The 17,071-nt window shown below is 72.8% G+C and carries 19 protein-coding genes; 13 read left to right on the forward strand and 6 right to left on the reverse strand.

From position 1 onward, the window contains the following. Positions 1-615, forward strand: a 615-nt coding sequence (locus ACZ3TI_RS15005) for a hypothetical protein (RefSeq protein ID WP_465726614.1), incomplete at its 5' end; no start/stop codon positions are given. A gap of 20 nt (positions 616-635) precedes the next feature. Here the strand turns inward: ACZ3TI_RS15005 and tgmA are convergent. Next, positions 636-1,139: a putative ATP-grasp-modified RiPP gene (gene tgmA / locus ACZ3TI_RS15010; RefSeq protein WP_465726615.1), complete on the reverse strand. Its 504-nt coding sequence runs from the start codon at positions 1,137-1,139 to the stop codon at positions 636-638. A 101-nt stretch (positions 1,140-1,240) separates the two neighbouring features. Then, positions 1,241-1,762 carry a hypothetical protein gene (locus tag ACZ3TI_RS15015; RefSeq protein ID WP_465726616.1) on the reverse strand — a complete coding sequence of 174 codons (522 nt, stop codon included), beginning with the start codon at positions 1,760-1,762 and terminating at the stop codon, positions 1,241-1,243. On the opposite strand from ACZ3TI_RS15015, the gene ACZ3TI_RS15020 reads away from it, so the two are divergent. The 4 genes from ACZ3TI_RS15020 to ACZ3TI_RS15035 all read left to right on the forward strand — a co-directional run bounded on the left by ACZ3TI_RS15020 (position 1,683) and on the right by ACZ3TI_RS15035 (position 3,349). Then, on the forward strand, positions 1,683-2,219 hold the full coding sequence (locus ACZ3TI_RS15020; protein WP_465726617.1) for a DUF5753 domain-containing protein: 537 nt from the start codon (positions 1,683-1,685) through the stop codon (positions 2,217-2,219). The genes ACZ3TI_RS15015 and ACZ3TI_RS15020 overlap by 80 nt on opposite strands. Continuing rightward, positions 2,216-2,407, forward strand: coding sequence for a DUF397 domain-containing protein (locus ACZ3TI_RS15025; RefSeq protein WP_465726618.1), 192 nt, complete (start codon positions 2,216-2,218; stop codon positions 2,405-2,407). The genes ACZ3TI_RS15020 and ACZ3TI_RS15025 overlap by 4 nt, the downstream gene beginning before the upstream one ends. A gap of 15 nt (positions 2,408-2,422) precedes the next feature. Then, positions 2,423-2,890, forward strand: a complete 468-nt coding sequence (locus ACZ3TI_RS15030; protein ID WP_465726619.1) for an NUDIX domain-containing protein — start codon at positions 2,423-2,425, stop codon at positions 2,888-2,890. Between the two features lie 81 nt (positions 2,891-2,971). Further along, positions 2,972-3,349, forward strand: coding sequence for a nuclear transport factor 2 family protein (locus tag ACZ3TI_RS15035; protein WP_465726620.1), 378 nt, complete (start codon positions 2,972-2,974; stop codon positions 3,347-3,349). 99 nt (positions 3,350-3,448) lie between these two features. On the opposite strand, the gene hrpB is transcribed toward ACZ3TI_RS15035, so the two are convergent. Beyond that, entirely contained in the window at positions 3,449-5,959 is a 2,511-nt protein-coding gene (gene hrpB, locus ACZ3TI_RS15040) for an ATP-dependent helicase HrpB (protein WP_465726621.1), read from the reverse strand. An 8-nt stretch (positions 5,960-5,967) separates the two neighbouring features. After that, entirely contained in the window at positions 5,968-6,882 is a 915-nt protein-coding gene (locus tag ACZ3TI_RS15045) for a class I SAM-dependent methyltransferase (RefSeq protein ID WP_465726622.1), read from the reverse strand. A 416-nt stretch (positions 6,883-7,298) separates the two neighbouring features. Between ACZ3TI_RS15045 and rpsA the strand changes: the two genes are divergently transcribed. Both rpsA and ACZ3TI_RS15055 read left to right on the forward strand, forming a co-directional pair. Next, positions 7,299-8,789 (forward strand): 30S ribosomal protein S1, encoded by a 1,491-nt coding sequence (rpsA, locus tag ACZ3TI_RS15050; protein WP_030061640.1) that lies wholly within the window; start codon positions 7,299-7,301, stop codon positions 8,787-8,789. A gap of 223 nt (positions 8,790-9,012) precedes the next feature. Continuing rightward, complete coding sequence (locus ACZ3TI_RS15055) at positions 9,013-11,220, forward strand: MMPL family transporter (RefSeq protein WP_465726623.1); 2,208 nt, start codon at positions 9,013-9,015, stop codon at positions 11,218-11,220. On the opposite strand, the gene ACZ3TI_RS15060 is transcribed toward ACZ3TI_RS15055, so the two are convergent. Continuing rightward, positions 11,200-11,667: a MarR family winged helix-turn-helix transcriptional regulator gene (locus ACZ3TI_RS15060; protein WP_465726624.1), complete on the reverse strand. Its 468-nt coding sequence runs from the start codon at positions 11,665-11,667 to the stop codon at positions 11,200-11,202. The two genes, ACZ3TI_RS15055 and ACZ3TI_RS15060, sit on opposite strands and share 21 nt — an antisense overlap. Before the next feature lie 63 nt (positions 11,668-11,730). Between ACZ3TI_RS15060 and ACZ3TI_RS15065 the strand changes: the two genes are divergently transcribed. From ACZ3TI_RS15065 to ACZ3TI_RS15075, 3 genes are all read left to right on the forward strand, one after another. After that, complete coding sequence (locus ACZ3TI_RS15065; RefSeq protein ID WP_465726625.1) at positions 11,731-12,381, forward strand: MBL fold metallo-hydrolase; 651 nt, start codon at positions 11,731-11,733, stop codon at positions 12,379-12,381. Positions 12,382-12,443: 62 nt separating this feature from the next. Then, on the forward strand, positions 12,444-13,046 hold the full coding sequence (gene coaE, locus ACZ3TI_RS15070) for a dephospho-CoA kinase (protein ID WP_465726626.1): 603 nt from the start codon (positions 12,444-12,446) through the stop codon (positions 13,044-13,046). A gap of 121 nt (positions 13,047-13,167) precedes the next feature. Next, the gene (locus ACZ3TI_RS15075; RefSeq protein WP_465726627.1) at positions 13,168-13,755 is read left to right on the forward strand and encodes a GNAT family N-acetyltransferase; all 588 of its coding nucleotides are present in this window, start codon (positions 13,168-13,170) and stop codon (positions 13,753-13,755) included. A gap of 55 nt (positions 13,756-13,810) precedes the next feature. Here ACZ3TI_RS15075 and ACZ3TI_RS15080 read toward each other — a convergent pair whose 3' ends face one another. Further along, positions 13,811-14,548: a CTP synthase C-terminal region-related (seleno)protein gene (locus ACZ3TI_RS15080; protein ID WP_465726628.1), complete on the reverse strand. Its 738-nt coding sequence runs from the start codon at positions 14,546-14,548 to the stop codon at positions 13,811-13,813. Positions 14,549-14,618: 70 nt separating this feature from the next. Here ACZ3TI_RS15080 and ACZ3TI_RS15085 point away from each other — a divergent pair, with 70 nt between their 5' ends. The 3 genes from ACZ3TI_RS15085 to ACZ3TI_RS15095 all read left to right on the forward strand — a co-directional run bounded on the left by ACZ3TI_RS15085 (position 14,619) and on the right by ACZ3TI_RS15095 (position 16,930). After that, positions 14,619-15,527, forward strand: a complete 909-nt coding sequence (locus tag ACZ3TI_RS15085) for a LysR family transcriptional regulator (protein WP_465726629.1) — start codon at positions 14,619-14,621, stop codon at positions 15,525-15,527. 122 nt (positions 15,528-15,649) lie between these two features. Beyond that, positions 15,650-16,204: a GNAT family N-acetyltransferase gene (locus tag ACZ3TI_RS15090; RefSeq protein ID WP_465726630.1), complete on the forward strand. Its 555-nt coding sequence runs from the start codon at positions 15,650-15,652 to the stop codon at positions 16,202-16,204. A gap of 180 nt (positions 16,205-16,384) precedes the next feature. Further along, positions 16,385-16,930: a hypothetical protein gene (locus ACZ3TI_RS15095; protein WP_465726631.1), complete on the forward strand. Its 546-nt coding sequence runs from the start codon at positions 16,385-16,387 to the stop codon at positions 16,928-16,930. Positions 16,931-17,071 lie beyond the last annotated feature (141 nt).

The following is a 17,071-nucleotide window of genomic DNA, read 5'->3' on the forward strand; positions in this document are numbered from 1 at the left end:
GTGATCGCCACGGGGCGGATCGACACCAACGGGATCTTCAGCGAGCTGGCCGAGGGGCGGCTGTCCTCGGGCTGGACGCACATCGTGCCGGTCGGTCGGGAGCTGTTGTTCTACCGGGCGGACAACGGGGTGATCGCCACGGGGCGGATCGACACCAACGGGATCTTCAGCGAGCTGGCCGAGGGGCGGCTGTCCTCGGGCTGGACGCACATCGTGCCGGTCGGCCGGGTGCTGCTGTTCTACCGGGCGGACAACGGGGTGATCGCCACCGGGAACCTGGACACGAACGGGATCTTCACAGAGCTCGCCGAGGGCAGGCTCTCCCCCGCGTGGACCCACATCAAGACCCTGGGCGCCGAGTTGTTCTACCGCGCGGACAGCGGGGTGATCGCGACCGGCCGGATCGACACCGACGGTATCTTCACCGAACTCGCCGAGGGCCGACTGTCCTCCGGCTGGACCCGCATCATGCCGGTCGGAGAGGAAGCCCTGTTCTACCGGGCCGGCAACGGCGACATCGCCACCGGCCGGATCGACACCACAGGCATCTTCACCGAACTCGCCGAGGGCGGCCTGAGCCCCGACTGGAGCATCATCGTGGCCCTGACCGCCTGAGTCCGCCCCGCGGTTGCGAGTCATGGCGGGCCCGAACGCGGGTGTTTCCGGGGCCCGCCAAGTCCAGGGGCGCGGCAGTGTGCCGCCCGGCTGGTGAGTAAAGGAGTCGACTGCTTCCGGGCGCCGGCGTGACCGGTGGTGGGCTCGCGGCGGCGCACAGGTGTCCCCGATGGCGTGCCGGCGAGCACTGACGCGCAACCATGGCGGGAGCCCGGCGCGACGGCTCGCCCCGGGCTCCGGTGTTCTCGGAATGCGTTCGGTAGCGTCGATCGGGTCGGGGCCGACCGGTTTGCGTAGTGCACGAATCCGTCAGCCATTCCGGTGCGGGTGAACCCCGTCTTGACGGCACCGGTCGCTTCCCACACTGCCGAGCCGCGCCGATCGGTGATCCCGGTGAGGGTGACCGCCCCGCTGACGGAGATCTGCGTCTCGGGGTCGATCAGGGGCGTGAACGCCGGGAGCGTGGCAGTGGCCGTGTAGGGCCTCATCCTGCCGATGCCCCACGGTGTGGGTGTCTTCGACATGTGTCCTCCTTGTATCGGTATTCGGTCATTTCTGGCAACTCGGCTGCTGCGCAGAGTCGTTCAGGGTGCGGGAAGTCGGTGGGTCGACTTCCTGTGCACGGTCAGGGGCGGGTGGCTTTGGTGGCGTGGGTGCGGCAGTGGGCGAGGGCGAGTTTGATGCGGGTGTCGGGGGTGGGGGTGGTGGTGAGGAGTTCGCCGGCGGTGGTGAGGGCGGTCCAGTAACGGGCGGGGTCGCCGGTGCGGGGCAGGGGGCGGGCGGCGGCGAGGGAGAGGTAGGCGGCGGTCAGGTTGCCGGTGGTGAACCAGCGGCTGAGGCCGTGCCGGTGTCCGGGGCGGATGCCGCCCATGGCCTCGATGGCGACGAGGAAGAGGTCGACGACGGCCCGGCCGGTGGCGTCGAGGGGCTGGGGGACGTCGAAGACGCCGAGGGCTTCGAGGAGTTCGCCGGTGTCGGCCTCGGAGTTCGGGCGGGAGCCGGGGCGGGGGTCGGCGAGGAGGGCGTCGTGGCATTCGGCGAGGCGGTGGGTGGCTTCGGAGTGGGGGATGCCGAGGGCGAGGCAGACCGCGCGGGCGGAGGGCAGGGGTTCGCCGGTGCGGCGGGCGAGGGAGTACGCAACCGCCATCGCGGCGGGCGCCGTGCGTCGGAGAAGCATTACGCAGGACCAAGCGGACGAGCGAGTGCGTGTTCTCTTGAACCGTCAGGTCGTCATGCGCCGGGAGTCGCCGCCCTTGGTGCACGTGGTCATGGATGAGAGTTGCATTCGTCGGACCGTCGGCGGAGATGCGGTGATGGCGGCCCAGCTCGACCGCCTCATTGAATTCGCCGGCGAGCCCACCGTGCGGCTCCAGCTTGCCCCATACCACCTCGGGGAGGACAGGGCCTTCGATCTTCCGGTGTCGATTCTGACGTTGCCGGACCGATCGCTGATCTCCTACGCGGAGAGCGCACACCAAGGGCGTTTGGAGCGGGATGCCAGCGCGGTGACGGCCGAGTTGGCGGCCTACTATCAGCTGCAAACGCATGCCCTTTCACAGGCGGACTCGGTGGCGATGATCCGCGAGCTACGGAGGCAACTATGACCCTCGACTGGTTCAAGTCCAGCTACAGCAGCAATGGCGGGCAGTGCGTCGAGGTCTCCAGGAGCGTGCCCGGCACTGTTCCCGTGCGTGACTCCAAGGACCCGGAGGGGCCCGCGCTCGCCTTCCCGGCAGCCGCCTGGCAGTCATTCGTGGCTGCTGTCCGCTCCGGCGAGTTCGGTGACGTGTGACGGAGGTGGCGGATCTTGGCCAGGCGTGACTACGAGGACGACCCGGACGCTCCCGAGGTCAACTCCCTCGTCCCGGCCGCGTCCGTGGTCGTGGTCGACGATGCGGGCCGCGTCCTCCTCCAGCGGCGTACCGACAACGGGATGTGGGCGCTGCCCGGCGGCACGATGGACATCGGTGAGTCGCTCGCCGGGTGCGGTATCCGCGAGACGCGCGAGGAGACCGGTATCGATATCGAGATCACCGGGATCGTCGGCACCTACACCGACCCCCGCCACGTGTTCGCCTACGACGACGGCGAGGTCCGCCAGGAGTTCTCCATCTGCCTCCTCGGGCGCCCGCTCGGCGGGGAGCTGCGGGTGTCCGACGAGTCCCACGAGGTGGCGTGGTTCACCCCGGCCGAAACGGACGGGCTACCGATGGTGTCGAACATCCGCAAGCGGCTGGCCGACTGGCGCTCCGGGGCGTTCCCCGTGGTGCGCTAGTGCTGTGACCGGGATGGTTCACCGTGATCGGAAGGCGGCTCGCGGGACGACCGCGCGCGAAACGGCTGGTATTACTGGGGTATGCAGGAAGAGACCGCACGCTCCGCGATCGACACGTTCATCTCCGCGTTCAACGCTTCGGACGACAGCTATGTGACCGCCCTGCTCTCCCAGGCCCTGACCTCAGACGTGGTCTTCTGGGGACCGTTGGGCCGCAGCGAAGGAATCGCGGCGGTCGAGCGGTTCGTGCTGGACATCCGGCGCCACCCGGCGGGGACCGGCACGATGAAGCGCTGCTCAGCGGTGGACATGCCTGACGAGTGGGCCCGGTACCAGTGGGTCTTCACCACGCCGGACGGAGGCCCCCGCCTGGCGGGAACGGACGTCGTCCATCTGCGGCGGAGCCTCATCGACCAGGTCATCGTCTTTGCGGGGGAGATCGAGCCGTCTGCCTCCTGAACTTGCCCCCTTCGGCGCTCGGGAGCTGCGGTTCGCAGTTGGTCAGGCTGCGGTGTTGAGCGGTCACAGCACGAGCCACCGTTCGCTGTTCGGCTCCTGCTACTTCCTGGCGTTGGTGCGCTTCGTGGGCTCGGCTGTGGTCGGGTCCTCCGGCCAGGGGTGGCGGGGGTAGCGGCCTCTGAGGTCCGCTCGGACGGCGTGGTAGCCGTTGCGCCAGAATCCCTCCAGGTCGCCGGTGATGGCGGCGGGGCGGCCGGCAGGGGACAGCAGCTGGACGGTGAGCGGTACTCGTCCGCCGGCCAGCGTGGGAGCCGCTTTCCAGCCGAAGAGTTCCTGCAACTTGACGGCCAGCACTGGGCGTTCGGTGCTGTAGTCGACCCGTATCTTCGAGCCGGATGGCACGGTGATGCGTTCGGGGGCCAACTCGTCCAGGCGGCCGGCCTGTCCACTCGCCCAGGGCAAAAGGCGCTGCAGTGCGGCCGTCGTATCGATCCGTGCGAGGTCGGCGCGGCGGCGGGCGCGGGAGAGCTCGGGTTCCAGCCACTCCTCGGCGCGGTCGAGCAGTGCCTCGTCGCTGACGTCGGGCCAGGGGGCGCCGATCGCCGTGTGCAGGAAGGTGAGGCGTTCGCGCAGGTTGGACGGGAACGTGAAGAGGGTACTCACGCCCTCGCGGGCCAGGCCTTCGAGGAGAGCGGCCCGGACGAGCAAGGGGTCGGGGCGATTGAGGGGTTTCTCGGCGAGTTCGATGGCACCCAGCGACTCGACCTGGCGGGAGACGACCTCACCTCGCCGGGTGTCCCAGTGGACCTCCTCGCGCGCAGTGAGGAGGGGTGCGCCGGCCTGGCGGGCGGTGTCCTCGTCGAGGGCCGCAGCGTGCAGGATACGGGCGGAGTGCGACCCCGCCGGGCGGTCGGCGACTGCGACGGCGAGCCAGGGCAGGGCGCCGAGCCGGGTGTCGGGGGCGAGTTCGGCAGCCGTCCCGGAGGCCATGAGGTACGGGCTGCGCTCGCCGGGGGCGGGCCGCTCCACCCGCGCGCGGGCGATCCGCTCCGGGAAGGCGAGGGCGACGACGAGGCCGGCGGCGGTTGCGTCGGGGAGGTCGGTGGCGGGTTCGTCGGAGGTGGCGCGTTGCAACCGGCGGACTTCGTCGCGCCAGCGGGCCGCGTAGGGGTCTCCGGAGAAGCGGACCGTCCGCCACACCGCGCCGAGGTCGTCGCCCAGCGCCCGTGGCGGCTCTTCGGACAGCAGCGCGACCACCTCGGCCGCCCGCCGCGCGCCGACCGCCGCCGCGCCGTCGACCAGGGCCCGGCCCAGCCGCGGGTGCAGCCCGGTGCGGGCGAGCCGGACGCCGCGCTTCGTCGCCCGGCCGTCGGCGGAAACGGCCCCGAGGGCGAGCAGGGTCTGGCGGGCCGCGGCCATCGCCCCCGCCGGGGGCCGGTCGGGCAGGGCGAGCCCGGTGGCGTCCGGGTCGCCCCAGCAGGCGGCCTGGAGGGCGAACGACGTCAGGTCGGCGAGGGCGATCTCGGGGGTGGGGAACCGGGCGGCGCGGGCGTCCTCGGCCTCGTGCCAGCAGCGGTAGACGGTGCCGGGGGCTTCGCGCCCGGCTCGTCCGGCGCGCTGGCGGGCGGCGGCGAGCGAGGCACGGACGGTGACGAGGGCGGCGAGGCCGCGGGCGTGGTCCGTACGGGGTTCGCGGGCGAGTCCGGCGTCGACCACGACCCGTACGCCGGGCACGGTGAGCGAGGACTCGGCGACGGCGGTGGAGAGGACGACGCGTCGCCGGTCGGAGGGCGCGAGCGCGGCGTCCTGGACGGACTGCGGGGCGCGGCCGTGCAGTTGCAGGACCTCGGCGGCGACGGAGCCCAACTGCCCGGCCACCCGGGCGATCTCGCCGACGCCGGGCAGGAAGCAGAGCACGTCCCCGTCGCGTTCGTCCAGGGCCCGCCGCACGGTCGCGGCGACATGGTCGAGCAGCGCCCGGTCGACCCGGGTGCCGTGCGCGGGGCGGACGGCGCGCGGTGGCGGTGCCCAGACCACGTCCACCGGGTGGGAAACCCCGTGGGCCTCCACCACCGGTGCGCCGCCGAGCAGTTCGGCCCAGGCCTCGGTGTCGGAGGTCGCCGAGGCGCAGACCAGCCCGAGTTCGGGCCGCAGCGCCGCCCGGACGTCCAGCAGGAAGGCGAGCGCGGTGTCGGCGTCCAGGTGCCGTTCGTGGCACTCGTCCAGCACGACCACGTCCACTCCGGGCAGCTCCTGGTCGCGCTGGAGGCGCTGCAGCAGCACGCCGGTGGTGACCACCTCGACCACCGTCTCCGGTCCGACGCGGCGCTCCCCGCGCACGGTGTAGCCGACCCGGCCGCCCACCGACTCGCCGAGGAGCCAGGCCATCCGCCGGGCGGCGGCCCGGACGGCGAGGCGGCGCGGTTCGGCGACGAGCACCCGGCGTACCGGACGCTCGGGATCGAGCAGCCCGGCCAGGGCGAGCGGTACGAGCGTCGTCTTGCCCGTGCCGGGTGGCGCGGCGAGGACGGCGGTGCCCTGCCCGTCCAGCGCGTCGTGCAGTGCGGGCAGGGCGGTGCGGACGGGCAGGTCGCGCCAGGCCGGGTTCACGGAGTGGCTCAGCCCCGCTCGGTGACGAAGATCGCGGTGCCCGGGATCAGCCGGCCGCGCAGCGGGGACCAGCCGCCCCACTCCTGTTCGAGGGAGGCCGGCCACTCGGGCTCGACCAGGTCCACCAGCCGGAAGCCCGCGCCGACCAGCTCGCGGACCCGGTCGCCGAGGGTGCGGTGGTGCTCGACGTAGGTGGCGCGGCCCTGCTCGTCCTGCTCGACGTACGGGGTGCGGTCGAAGTAGGAGGACATCGCGGTGAGGCCCTCGACGCCCGGCTCGTCCGGGAAGGCCCAGCGGATCGGGTGGGTCACCGAGAACACCCAGCGCCCGCCGGGCCGCAGCACCCGGTGCACCTCGCGCATCAGGGCGGTGGTGTCGGCGCTGAACGGGACGGCGCCGTAGGCGGAGCAGGCGAGGTCGAAGGAGCCGTCGGCGAAGGGCAGGACGGCGGCGTCGGCCTGGACGACCGCGACGGGCGCGGTGCCCCGGCCGAGGTCGATCCGGCGGGAGTGCTGGAGCTGGCGGTAGGAGATGTCCAGGGCGACGGGGCGGGCGCCGCGCCCGGCCAGCCAGCGCGAGCACTGGGCGGCGCCGGCGCCGATCTCCAGCACGTCCTTGCCCGCGACCTCGCCGAGCAGGCGGGCGTCGGCCTCGTCCAGGCCCTCGGGGCACCAGGTGAAGCGGTCGTCGCCGAGGAACTCGCCGTGCTCGTCCTGGTACTCGTCGGCGTTGCGGTCCCACCAGTGCCGGCTGGCCCGGCTGCTCTCCCCGGTGCCGGCCGCGCGCCGCACCGCGTCGTCGTCGCCCCCCGCGCCGGACTGGTCGGCCTCCTCCGCAGCGGACACGCCGGCAGCCGGATCGGCGGACGTGTCAAGATCGTGAAGGTCGGACTGGGGGGTGGTGGCCACGGTGACAATGCCCATCGCGTAGGGTATGGAATGCGGAAGCGCCGCTGCCGCGAACCGGCCCCGCGAGGGGTCCGGGTCCTGGCGGTGGCATCCGGGGAAAGGGCTCCTGCGGGCGCCGCCGAGAGGCGCGCAATCGGAGGATATGGCCTGATCCGTACCAGGCTCCACCGTCTTGCCTCGTCTGGCGTTGACCGTGCCTGGCCGTCCCCGTATGCTACAAGTTGCGCTGCGGGCCTGCGCGCCTCGGACGGAGCAGGTCGCGCTCGCATCTGTCGAAGACCCCACGGTCGCAAGACGGACGCCGGTTCTCGTTGTCGACGGGATCGCCGGTGCGCCGTGTTCTTGGCTGTCCGGCTTTCGGTGGGAGCGATACGGGCCCTCCGCGTGGCATTACCTACGACTTTCATGTCCGTACCGGAGCCCTTTTCCTAATGACGAGCCCCACCGACTCCTCCCTCAGCACCACCCCGCAGGTCGCGGTCAACGACATCGGCGACGCGGAGGCCTTCCTCGCCGCCATCGACGAGACCATCAAGTACTTCAACGATGGCGACATCGTCGAGGGCGTCATCGTGAAGGTCGACCGTGACGAGGTCCTCCTCGACATCGGTTACAAGACCGAGGGCGTCATCCCGTCCCGCGAGCTCTCGATCAAGCACGACGTTGACCCGCACGAGGTCGTCGCCGTCGGTGACAACATCGAGGCCCTGGTTCTCCAGAAGGAGGACAAGGAGGGTCGTCTCATCCTGTCCAAGAAGCGCGCTCAGTACGAGCGTGCCTGGGGCACGATCGAGAAGATCAAGGAAGAGGACGGCATCGTCACCGGTACCGTCATCGAGGTCGTCAAGGGTGGTCTCATCCTCGACATCGGCCTCCGCGGCTTCCTCCCCGCCTCGCTGGTCGAGATGCGTCGCGTCCGCGACCTCCAGCCCTACGTGGGCAAGGAGCTCGAGGCCAAGATCATCGAGCTGGACAAGAACCGCAACAACGTGGTCCTGTCCCGCCGTGCCTGGCTGGAGCAGACCCAGAGCGAGGTCCGCCAGACCTTCCTCACCACCCTGCAGAAGGGCCAGGTGCGCTCCGGCGTCGTCTCCTCGATCGTCAACTTCGGTGCCTTCGTGGACCTGGGTGGCGTCGACGGCCTGGTGCACGTCTCCGAGCTGTCCTGGAAGCACATCGACCACCCGTCCGAGGTTGTCGAGGTCGGCCAGGAGGTCACCGTCGAGGTTCTCGACGTCGACATGGACCGCGAGCGTGTCTCCCTGTCGCTGAAGGCGACCCAGGAGGACCCGTGGCAGCAGTTCGCCCGTACCCACCAGATCGGCCAGGTCGTTCCGGGTAAGGTCACCAAGCTGGTTCCGTTCGGTGCGTTCGTCCGCGTGGACGAGGGCATCGAGGGTCTGGTCCACATCTCCGAGCTGGCCGAGCGCCACGTCGAGATCCCGGAGCAGGTCGTCCAGGTCGGCGACGAGATCTTCGTCAAGGTCATCGACATCGACCTCGAGCGTCGTCGCATCAGCCTGTCGCTCAAGCAGGCCAACGAGGCCCTGGGTGCCAACCCGGCCGAGGTCGAGTTCGACCCGACCCTGTACGGCATGGCCGCCTCGTACGACGACCAGGGCAACTACATCTACCCGGAGGGCTTCGACCCCGAGGCGAACGACTGGCTGCCCGGCTTCGAGAAGCAGCGCGAGGAGTGGGAGCGCCAGTACGCCGAGGCGCAGGCCCGCTTCGAGCAGCACCAGGCCCAGGTCATCAAGAGCCGCGAGGCCGACGCCCAGGCTGCCGAGGAGGGTGGCGACGCCGTCGCCGCTGCCGCCGGTGGCTCCTACTCGTCCAGCAGCGACGAGGGCTCCGGCGCCCTGGCCTCCGACGAGGCCCTGGCCGCCCTGCGCGAGAAGCTGGCCGGCGGCCAGAGCTGAGGCTCTCGCTTCCCGCTAGCCGATAGCTAGCAAATGGGCCCCACCCGGAATTTCCGGGTGGGGCCCATTTGGTTTTCCGCACTGACTTATCCGGTGACCCGTGCGTTCTACAACTGATGTGTTCCTTATGTGAAGGAAAGTGTGAGATGGGGCTCATTGCCCGTCTATAGGTCGAAGTTCGGGTTGCGCCTACATTGAATGGAGCTGCCCGAAAGGCTCCTTTATGCGCAACCCCTCCTCCGCTGCCCCCACCGCCGTGGTCGGCGGCCGACTCGCGGCCCTCGGCCGGTTCTGCTTCCGCCACCGCCGCTGGGTGCTCGGCTTCTGGGCCGTCGTCCTGGTCGTCGGCGTCCTGATCGGCGGCCGGGTCTTCGAAGGCTCGGTGGCCGGCGCCTCCTCCGCCAGTGCCGAGGCCGACCGGGGAAGCGCGGTGGTCGCCGCCGCCGACCCGGCCAAGGGCACCGTCACCGCCGTGGTGGACGGCAGGCCGGTGGACGATCCGGCGGTCAAGGCCGCCGTCGAGAAGGCCACCACCGAGATCACCGGCCTGCCCGGGGTCTCCTCCGCTCTCGACGCGTACGGCACCGGCCCGGCGCCGGCCGCGCTGCGCTCCGCCGACGGCACGGCGAGCCTGGTCACCGTACGGATGGCCGACACCGCCACCTCCGCCCAGACCGACGCCGTCACCACGCGGCTCGCCGCGCTGGACGGCACGGGCGGTGCGCACGTCACCGTCGGCGGGGACCTGGTGCTGCAGCAGGAGGTCAAGAAGCAGACCGAGCGGGACACCCGCTTCGGCGAGATGGTGACGTTGCCGCTCACCCTGGTCGTGATGGTGCTGGTCTTCGGCGGCCTCGCGGCGGCCTCGCTGCCGGTGATCGGGGCGGTCGCCTCGGTGGGCGGCGCGCTGCTGGCCATGTTCGGGTTCAGCCAGATCATGGACATCGACACCAGCGTGCTGCCGATCGCCACCGTGCTGGGGCTCGGACTCTCGATCGACTACGCGCTGCTCATGGTGAATCGTTTCCGCGAGGAACGCGGCCACGGCGCGGGCATCGCCGCCGCCGTCGAGCGCACCGCGGCGACCGCCGGGCGCACCGTGGCCTTCTCCGGGCTGACCGTGGCCGTCGCGCTGTCGGGCCTGTTCGTCTTCACCAGCCCGGTGCTGGGGGCGGTGGCCGCCGCCGGGGTGAGCGTGGTGGTGATCGCCGTCGCCGCCGCGCTGACCCTGGTCCCCGCGCTGCTCGGCTTCGCCGGGTCGCGGATCAAGACGCCCACCGCGCCGGTACCGGACGAGGGGTTCTTCAGCCGGACCGTCCGCCGGGTCCGCAAGCGGGCGGTGCTCGTCGCGCTCGCCTGCACCGCGCTGCTGATCGCCGCCGGCGCGCCGTTCCTGCACGCCGAGATGCGCAACTCGGGCGCCGCCGTACTGCCCGCCTCCTCGGCCGGGCGGCAGGTCGCCGAGACCGTCGACCAGCGCTTCCCGCAGGCCTCGGCCGCGCCGATCACGGTGGTCGTCGAGGGCGGTGCGGCGGTGGCGCAGGCCTACGCGGACGACGTGGTGGCCAAGCTGCCCGGGGTGAGCGGGGTACGGGCGGTGAGCCCGGTGAACGACGGGGTCTCCACCATCGACGTGCTGGTGCACGGGGACCCGCAGGGCGGGCAGGCCAAGGACGTGGTCAAGGAGCTGCGGGCGGACCGGGGCGGGCTGAAGACCTACGTCACCGGCGGCGCGGCCTCGGTGGTCGACTTCCAGGACGAACTGCTCTCGCGCGGCCCGTGGGCGCTCGGGCTGGTCGCGGCGGGCACGCTGGTGCTGCTGTTCCTGATGACCGGCTCGGTGGTGATGCCGGTCAAGGCGCTGCTGATGAACCTGCTCTCGCTGGGCGCCTCGCTCGGCGCGCTCACCCTGGTGTTCCAGGACGGGTGGTTCAGCGGGCTGCTCGGATTCAGCCCGACCGGCGGGCTGGAGACCTTCATCCCGGTGCTGGTCTTCGCCTTCGCCTTCGGGTTGTCGATGGACTACGAGGTGTTCCTGCTCGCCCGGATCAAGGAGCTGCACTCGCGCGGGTACAGCTGTACCGAGGCGGTGGAGCTGGGCGTCCAGCGCAGCGGTCGGATCATCACCTCGGCGGCGCTGCTGATGGTGATCGTCTTCGCCGGGTTCGCGCTCGGGGACATGCTGATGGTCAAGCAGATGGGCATCGCGCTCGCCGTCGCCGTCGCGGTCGACGCCACCCTGGTGCGCTGCCTGCTGGTGCCCGCCGCGATGAGCCTGTTCGGCGAGTTCAACTGGTGGGCGCCCGCGCCGCTGCGGCGACTGCACCAGCGGTTCGGGCTGAGCGAGCACGTCGAGCTGCCGGAGATCGGCGCGGCGGCGATCCCCGCTCCCCGGCCGGAGCTGCTGGGCTCAGCGCAGACGCTCCAGTAGGGCGACCGCGGCGCGCAGCTGCGCCTGCTCGGCGGGGGTGAGGCGGGCCTCGATGGCGGCCGCGATCACGGTCTCGCGGCGGGCGCGCTGCGCCATGAGCGCGGCGCGCCCGGCCTCGGTGGCGGTGACCAGCTGCTTGCGCCCGTCGGTGGGGTGGGGCTGCAGGGTGACCAGCCCGGCCTCGGTCATCAGGGCGACGGTGCGGGCCATCGACTGGTGCCGCACCCGCTGGAGCTCGGCGAGTTCGGCGACGGTGCACAGGCGCTCGTCGCGGACCAGCAGGCCGAGCACGGCGGCCTGGTTCTGCGGCAGCTCGTCGCCGGAGCGCAGGGCGCGGGCCAGGCCGCCGAGTGCGGCGCGCAGGTCGGCGGCCAGTTCCAGGGTTTCGGGCGCCGGGTCGTTCCCGGGGGAGGCCGGGTCGTTCGCGGGGGAGGCCGGGTTGTTCACAGGACAAGCTTACCGGGAATCTGTACAGCAAAACTGTGCAGTCTTGCTGTACTGTTTGGCGGTATGAGGATCACCAAGTTCGGACACGCCTGCGTACGCATCGAGCACGGCGGCACCACCGTCGTCGTCGACCCCGGGATGTTCACCGACCCCGCCGCCCTGGCCGGGGCGGACGCCGTCCTGATCACCCACGAGCACATGGACCACTTCGAGGAGTCCCGGCTGCGCGCCGCGCTGGAGGCCGATCCGGCGCTGCGGGTGTGGACCAACACCGCCGTCGCCGCCCAGCTGGAGGGCGTCGCGCAGCGGGTGTCGGTGGTCGGCGAGGGTGACGCCTTCGAGCTCGGCGGGCCCGGCGGGCTCGGCGTCTCGGTGCACGGCGAGTGGCACGAGGTGATCCACCCGGACATTCCGCGGGTGCGGAACATCGGCTTCCTCTTCGACGGTCGGCTCTTCCACCCCGGTGACGCGTTCACCGTGCCTCCGCACGCCGTGGACACCCTGCTGCTGCCGCTCGCGGCACCGTGGAGCAAGGTCTCCGAGGTGGTCGACTACGTCCGGGAGGCGGGGCCGCGCCGGGCGGTGCCCGTCCACGAGGCGGTGCTCAGCCCGGTCGGGTTCGCCGTGCACAGCCGGATGGTCGGGCCGGACGGGCCGGGCACGGGCGCGGAGCTGGTGGTCCTCGGGGACGGGGAGGGCCTGGAGCTCGGCTGACCGGTGTCGAGCGGCGCCCGGCCGGTGCTGACGGGCCCGGGGTGCGCCGGTAGCCTGGCGCCATGCTGAAGATCGGACTGACGGGCGGCATCGGCGCGGGCAAGAGCGAGGTGTCCCGGCTGTTCGCCGCGCACGGCGCGGTGATCGTGGACTCCGACGTGATCGCCCGCGAGGTGGTCGCCCCCGGGACGGACGGTCTGGCGGCCGTGGTCGCCGAGTTCGGCCCACAGGTGCTGCGCGAGGACGGCACGCTGGACCGCCCGGCCCTCGGGGCGGTCGTGTTCGCCGACCCGGAGCGGTTGAAGGCGCTGAACGCGATCGTCCACCCCCTGGTGCGGGCCCGCTCCGCCGAACTGGAGGCGGCCGCCGCGCCGGACGCGGTCGTGGTGCACGACGTGCCGCTGCTGGCCGAGAACGGGCTGGCGCCGCTGTTCGACCTGGTCGTGGTGGTCGACGCGGCCGACGAGGTGCGGCTGGACCGGCTGGTGCGGCTGCGCGGGATGGCCGAGGCGGAGGCCCGCGCCCGGATGGACGCGCAGGCCGCGCGGGCGGACCGGCTGGCGATCGCGGACCTGGTGATCGACAACGGCGGGGGGCTGGCGGAGCTGTCGGCCCGGGTGGACGAGGTCTGGACGGAGCTGGCGGCGCGCGCGGTCGCCCCCTGACCCCGCCGCATACGGGAGCGGGAAGTCGGATCCACACCGGGGTCGCGGCCGGGACGGCTGTCGGACCGAGTGGCCGGGAAGGGGCTGTCGCCGGGCCGCCCGGTCGGGAGAGCATGGCGGAATGAATGATCGTTTTCCGCCGGTGCCGCACCCGGCCGGGCCCCGCTCGCCCGAGCCGCACACGGTCGCCGGGCTGCCGGTCGTCGAACGGCTGGCGCAGTACGGCCTCGCGGAGCAGCAGGAGGTCCTCGGCACCGGGGAGGACCCGTACGGGGTCGCGTACACCGGGCTGACCTTCCTGCCCAAGGAGATCCACTTCGGGGTCCGGGCCGCCGACGGGCGGCTCGTCGCGCACGCCGGGCTGCGGCCGCTGACGCTCACCGCGGGCGGCGTCGACCTGGCGGTGATGGGCGTCGGCGGGGTCTGCGTCGCCCCCGACCGGCGCGGTGGTGGCCTCGCGCGCGCCGTGGTCGGGGCCGCCCTGGACCACGCGCGCACGCTCGGGCACCGGTACGCGCTGCTGTTCTGCCGTCCGCCGCTGGCCGCGTTCTACCGCGGGCTCGACTTCCGGGAGGTGACGCGGGAGGTGACGGTGGAGCAGCCCGAGGGGCGGCTGGCGGTGATGCCGCTGCGCACCATGTGGGCGCCGCTGGCGGTGGGAGCCGGGTGGCCGGAGGGGCCGGTCCGGCTGCGGTCGCTGCCGATGTGAGGCCGCACCCGCCGCCGGTGTGCCGACCCGCGCCGCTCTCCGGTGTGCGGCGCGGTCAGGCGGCGGGTGCCAGTGCGGACGAGTCGGCGTGGGCGACGGCGGCGGCGGCGAGCGCGCGGATCATGGCGTGCGCCCGGGTGCCGTCGCCGGACAGCTCGGGCTGGAACAGCGAGGCGAGGAAGAACGGGTGGTCCTGGTCCGACAGCTCCAGGATCCGCACTTCGCCCGACTCGTCCGCGCCGCTGAACCGCAGGCCGTGGGAGCGCAGCCGGTCCAGGTAGGCGGCGTTGAGGCCGTACGCGCAGTGGTAGCGCTCCAGGGTGCGGGTGGTGCCGAGGACGCGCTCGGCGAGGGTGCCCGGGGTGACCGCGACGGCGCCCTCGTGGCCCACCAGCGAGCAGCTCAGCGGGGCGATCACCTGCTGCTCCCCGTCGGGGGCCGACTCGCCGTGGACGGCGTCGGGCAGGCCGCAGACGTTGCGGGCGTACTCCAGCACCGCGTGGTGGAACCCGGCGCAGGTGCCGAGGAAGGGGATTCCGCGCTCGCGGGCGGTCCGGACGGCGGCCAGGGCGCCCGCCTCGCTGCGGTACGGGCTGCCGGGGAGCAGCCAGACCGCGTCGAAGCCGTCCAGGGCGCCGGGTGCCCCGGCGGCCTCGGTCGGGATCCAGTAGGCGTCCAGGACGAGCTGGTCGCGCTCGGCGAGGGCGTCGAGCAGGCCGGGGACGCGGGTGTGCGAGCGAACGGCAGGGGAGCGGTCGCCGACCAGGGCGACCCGCGGGGTCAGATAGGTCATGCGGCTATCCTGACCCCGCACCCGAGATCAGCGCCAACGATGATTTCTTACGCTCCGATCAGATCGGTTGATGACCGCCGTGGATCCCCAGCAGTTGCGCACCTTCGTCACCGTCTCCCGCCTCGGCTCCTTCTCGGACGCGGCGCGGGAGCTCGGCTTCACCCAGTCCGCGATCTCGCAGCAGATAGCCGCACTGGAGGCGGACCTCGAGACCGCCCTGCTGGTCCGCCGCCCGGTCGGCCCGACCGAGGCCGGGCGGCGGCTGCTGGAGCACGCCGTTCCCCTGCTGGTCCGGCTGGAGGCGGCGCGCGCCGACGTGGCGCGCCTGGCCGGTGCCGCGAGCGCCCGGCTCGTCCTCGGCGCCACTCCGCTGGCGTTCGGGGCGACGCTGGGGCGCGCGCTCGGCGAGGTGCGCCGGGCGTACCCGCGGGTGGAGCCGGTGGTCCGGGTGCTCGCCCAGGACGTGCTGCCCGCCCAGGTCGCCACCGGCGAGGTCGACCTCGCCCTGATGGACGGTCTGGCCGCGCCCAGCGACCCGCTGCCGCTGCCCGACGTCGGCCCGCTGCGCACCGTCGCGGTGGACGAGCGGCCGGTCGTCGTCGCGCTGCCCCTCGGCCACCCGCTGGCGGGCCGCAGCGGCGTCGCACTCGCCGACCTCACCGCCGCCCGCTGGCTGGACGCCCCCGACCTCACCCCGTCGGTGGCCCGGCTGCGCGCCGCCGCGGGCGTCGACGGCTTCCGGCCCGCGACCCGCTACCAGGGCACCGACCTGCACGGGCTGCTCGCGCTCGTCGCCGCCGGGCACGGCCTCACGCTGCTGCCCGCGTCGGTGACGGCGGGGGCGCCCGGCGTCGCGTGCGCGCCGATCGACGAGCCTCGGCTGGTGTACCGCACCGAGCTGGTGCACGGGAGCCTGCCGGAAGGGCCGGCGGCGCTGCTGGCGCGGCTGCTGGAGGAGGGGCGGGGCGCCGCGGTCTGACCGGGCGGTCCGGGGCGGGTGGGCCGGTGGTCGGGCGGCCGTTCTGGCCGGCGGCCGTCGTCCTGCGGCAGGAGCGGAATCCGGGTTGCCGGGGCTGTCGGCTCCGATGAAATCATCACGCGATGAGCACCATCATCAGACGTGTACGGCACGAGGACTGGGCGCGGGTCAGGGAGATCCGGCTGGACGCACTGCGGGACCCGGTCGCCGCCATCGCCTTCCTCGAGACGTACGAGCAGGCGGCCGCCAAGCCCGACGAGTTCTGGCAGGACCGCACGACGGGGGCCGCCGCGGGCTCCGCCGTGGCGCAGTTCGTCGGCGAGGACGCGGACGGACGCTGGCTCGGCACGGTGAGCGTGCTGGTCGAGCGGCCCGGCGGGCCCGGCGCCCTGGAGGGCGATGTCGTCGAGGTCGAGCAGACCCACATCGTCGGGGTCTACGTCCGGCCCGAGGCGCGCGGCACCGGGCTCGCGGTCGACCTGCTCCGGGCCGCCCGGGAGTGGTCCTGGTCGCTCGCCGAACCCCGGATCCGGCGCGTGCGGCTGTTCGTCCACGAGGACAACGCCCGCGCCGAGGCGCTGTACGTCAAGGCCGGGTTCGAACGCTCCGGCGTGGTGCTGCCCGTGCCGGGCGAGGGGCCCGGCCGGGAGGTCGAACTGGCGGTGCTCCGGGGCTGATCGGCTCGTGTCGTGGCCGCCTGCCGGGTCCGCTCAGGGCCGGTAGGGCGGCTCCGCCGGGTTGTGAAGGGCCGGGCACCGGGCGTTCACGTCCCGGGACTGACGGTCGTCGCCCGCACGGTGCTGTCATGAGCACAGTCGCCCGGCGACAGGTCGGGCCGCCCCCTGGAGAACTTCCCCATGATGCTCCGTCAGCGTCTGACCGTCGTTGCCGCGGCTGCCGCCCTCGCCGCCGGCGGGCTCGCCGCCGGCACCGCCCCGGCGACCGCCGCCACCGTGAAGTCCGCTACGCTCACCGCGAGTTGTTCGCAGGCGTACCTGCCGCTGCCCGACCCGTACTGCACCCCCGGTGCGTACAACCCGGACGTCACCCAGGACACCATCGGCCAGACCATCTGCGTCTCCGGCTGGACCGCCACCGTCCGTCCGTCGACCAGCTACACCAACGCGCTGAAGGTGCAGCAGATCGCCGCGTACGGCTACGCGGACACCAGCACGGCCGACTACGAGGAGGACCACCTCGTCCCGCTGGAGCTCGGCGGCGCCCCGCGCGACCCGGCCAACCTGTGGCCCGAGCCGCGCTACGGCAGCCAGCCGGCCACGAGCAAGGACTCCGTCGAGACCAAGCTCAAGAACGCGGTGTGCGCCGGCCGGGTGGGCCTGGACGACGCCAGAAGCGCGATCGCGAGCAACTGGACCACGGCGCTCGGCGTGCTGGGGCTGTGAGGTAGTCCGCGGCTCGGAGAAGCCCTGACGCGGTGGAGCCGGTTCGCCGCGCGGGCGTGGAGAACGCGAAGAAGCCGTCCGGTCCGTCCGGTCCCCTGTGCCGGACGGACCGGACGGCCGTCTATGGGGGGTGGTGCGGGC

The sequence above is a fragment of the Kitasatospora sp. NPDC023120 genome, from assembly GCF_055560835.1.

Bases quoted from the DNA above. Each gene is read 5' to 3' on its own strand.
- tgmA (WP_465726615.1), bottom strand. From the start codon at position 1,139: ATGTCGAAGACACCCACACCGTGGGGCATCGGCAGGATGAGGCCCTAC.
- ACZ3TI_RS15020 (WP_465726617.1), top strand. From the start codon at position 1,683: ATGCCGAGGGCGAGGCAGACCGCGCGGGCGGAGGGCAGGGGTTCGCCG.
- ACZ3TI_RS15015 (WP_465726616.1), bottom strand. From the start codon at position 1,762: ATGGCGGTTGCGTACTCCCTCGCCCGCCGCACCGGCGAACCCCTGCCC.
- ACZ3TI_RS15025 (WP_465726618.1), top strand. From the start codon at position 2,216: ATGACCCTCGACTGGTTCAAGTCCAGCTACAGCAGCAATGGCGGGCAG.
- ACZ3TI_RS15035 (WP_465726620.1), top strand. From the start codon at position 2,972: ATGCAGGAAGAGACCGCACGCTCCGCGATCGACACGTTCATCTCCGCG.
- ACZ3TI_RS15045 (WP_465726622.1), bottom strand. From the start codon at position 6,882: ATGGGCATTGTCACCGTGGCCACCACCCCCCAGTCCGACCTTCACGAT.
- rpsA (WP_030061640.1), top strand. From the start codon at position 7,299: ATGACGAGCCCCACCGACTCCTCCCTCAGCACCACCCCGCAGGTCGCG.
- ACZ3TI_RS15055 (WP_465726623.1), top strand. From the start codon at position 9,013: ATGCGCAACCCCTCCTCCGCTGCCCCCACCGCCGTGGTCGGCGGCCGA.
- ACZ3TI_RS15065 (WP_465726625.1), top strand. From the start codon at position 11,731: ATGAGGATCACCAAGTTCGGACACGCCTGCGTACGCATCGAGCACGGC.
- coaE (WP_465726626.1), top strand. From the start codon at position 12,444: ATGCTGAAGATCGGACTGACGGGCGGCATCGGCGCGGGCAAGAGCGAG.
- ACZ3TI_RS15075 (WP_465726627.1), top strand. From the start codon at position 13,168: ATGAATGATCGTTTTCCGCCGGTGCCGCACCCGGCCGGGCCCCGCTCG.
- ACZ3TI_RS15080 (WP_465726628.1), bottom strand. From the start codon at position 14,548: ATGACCTATCTGACCCCGCGGGTCGCCCTGGTCGGCGACCGCTCCCCT.
- ACZ3TI_RS15085 (WP_465726629.1), top strand. From the start codon at position 14,619: ATGACCGCCGTGGATCCCCAGCAGTTGCGCACCTTCGTCACCGTCTCC.
- ACZ3TI_RS15090 (WP_465726630.1), top strand. From the start codon at position 15,650: ATGAGCACCATCATCAGACGTGTACGGCACGAGGACTGGGCGCGGGTC.
- ACZ3TI_RS15095 (WP_465726631.1), top strand. From the start codon at position 16,385: ATGATGCTCCGTCAGCGTCTGACCGTCGTTGCCGCGGCTGCCGCCCTC.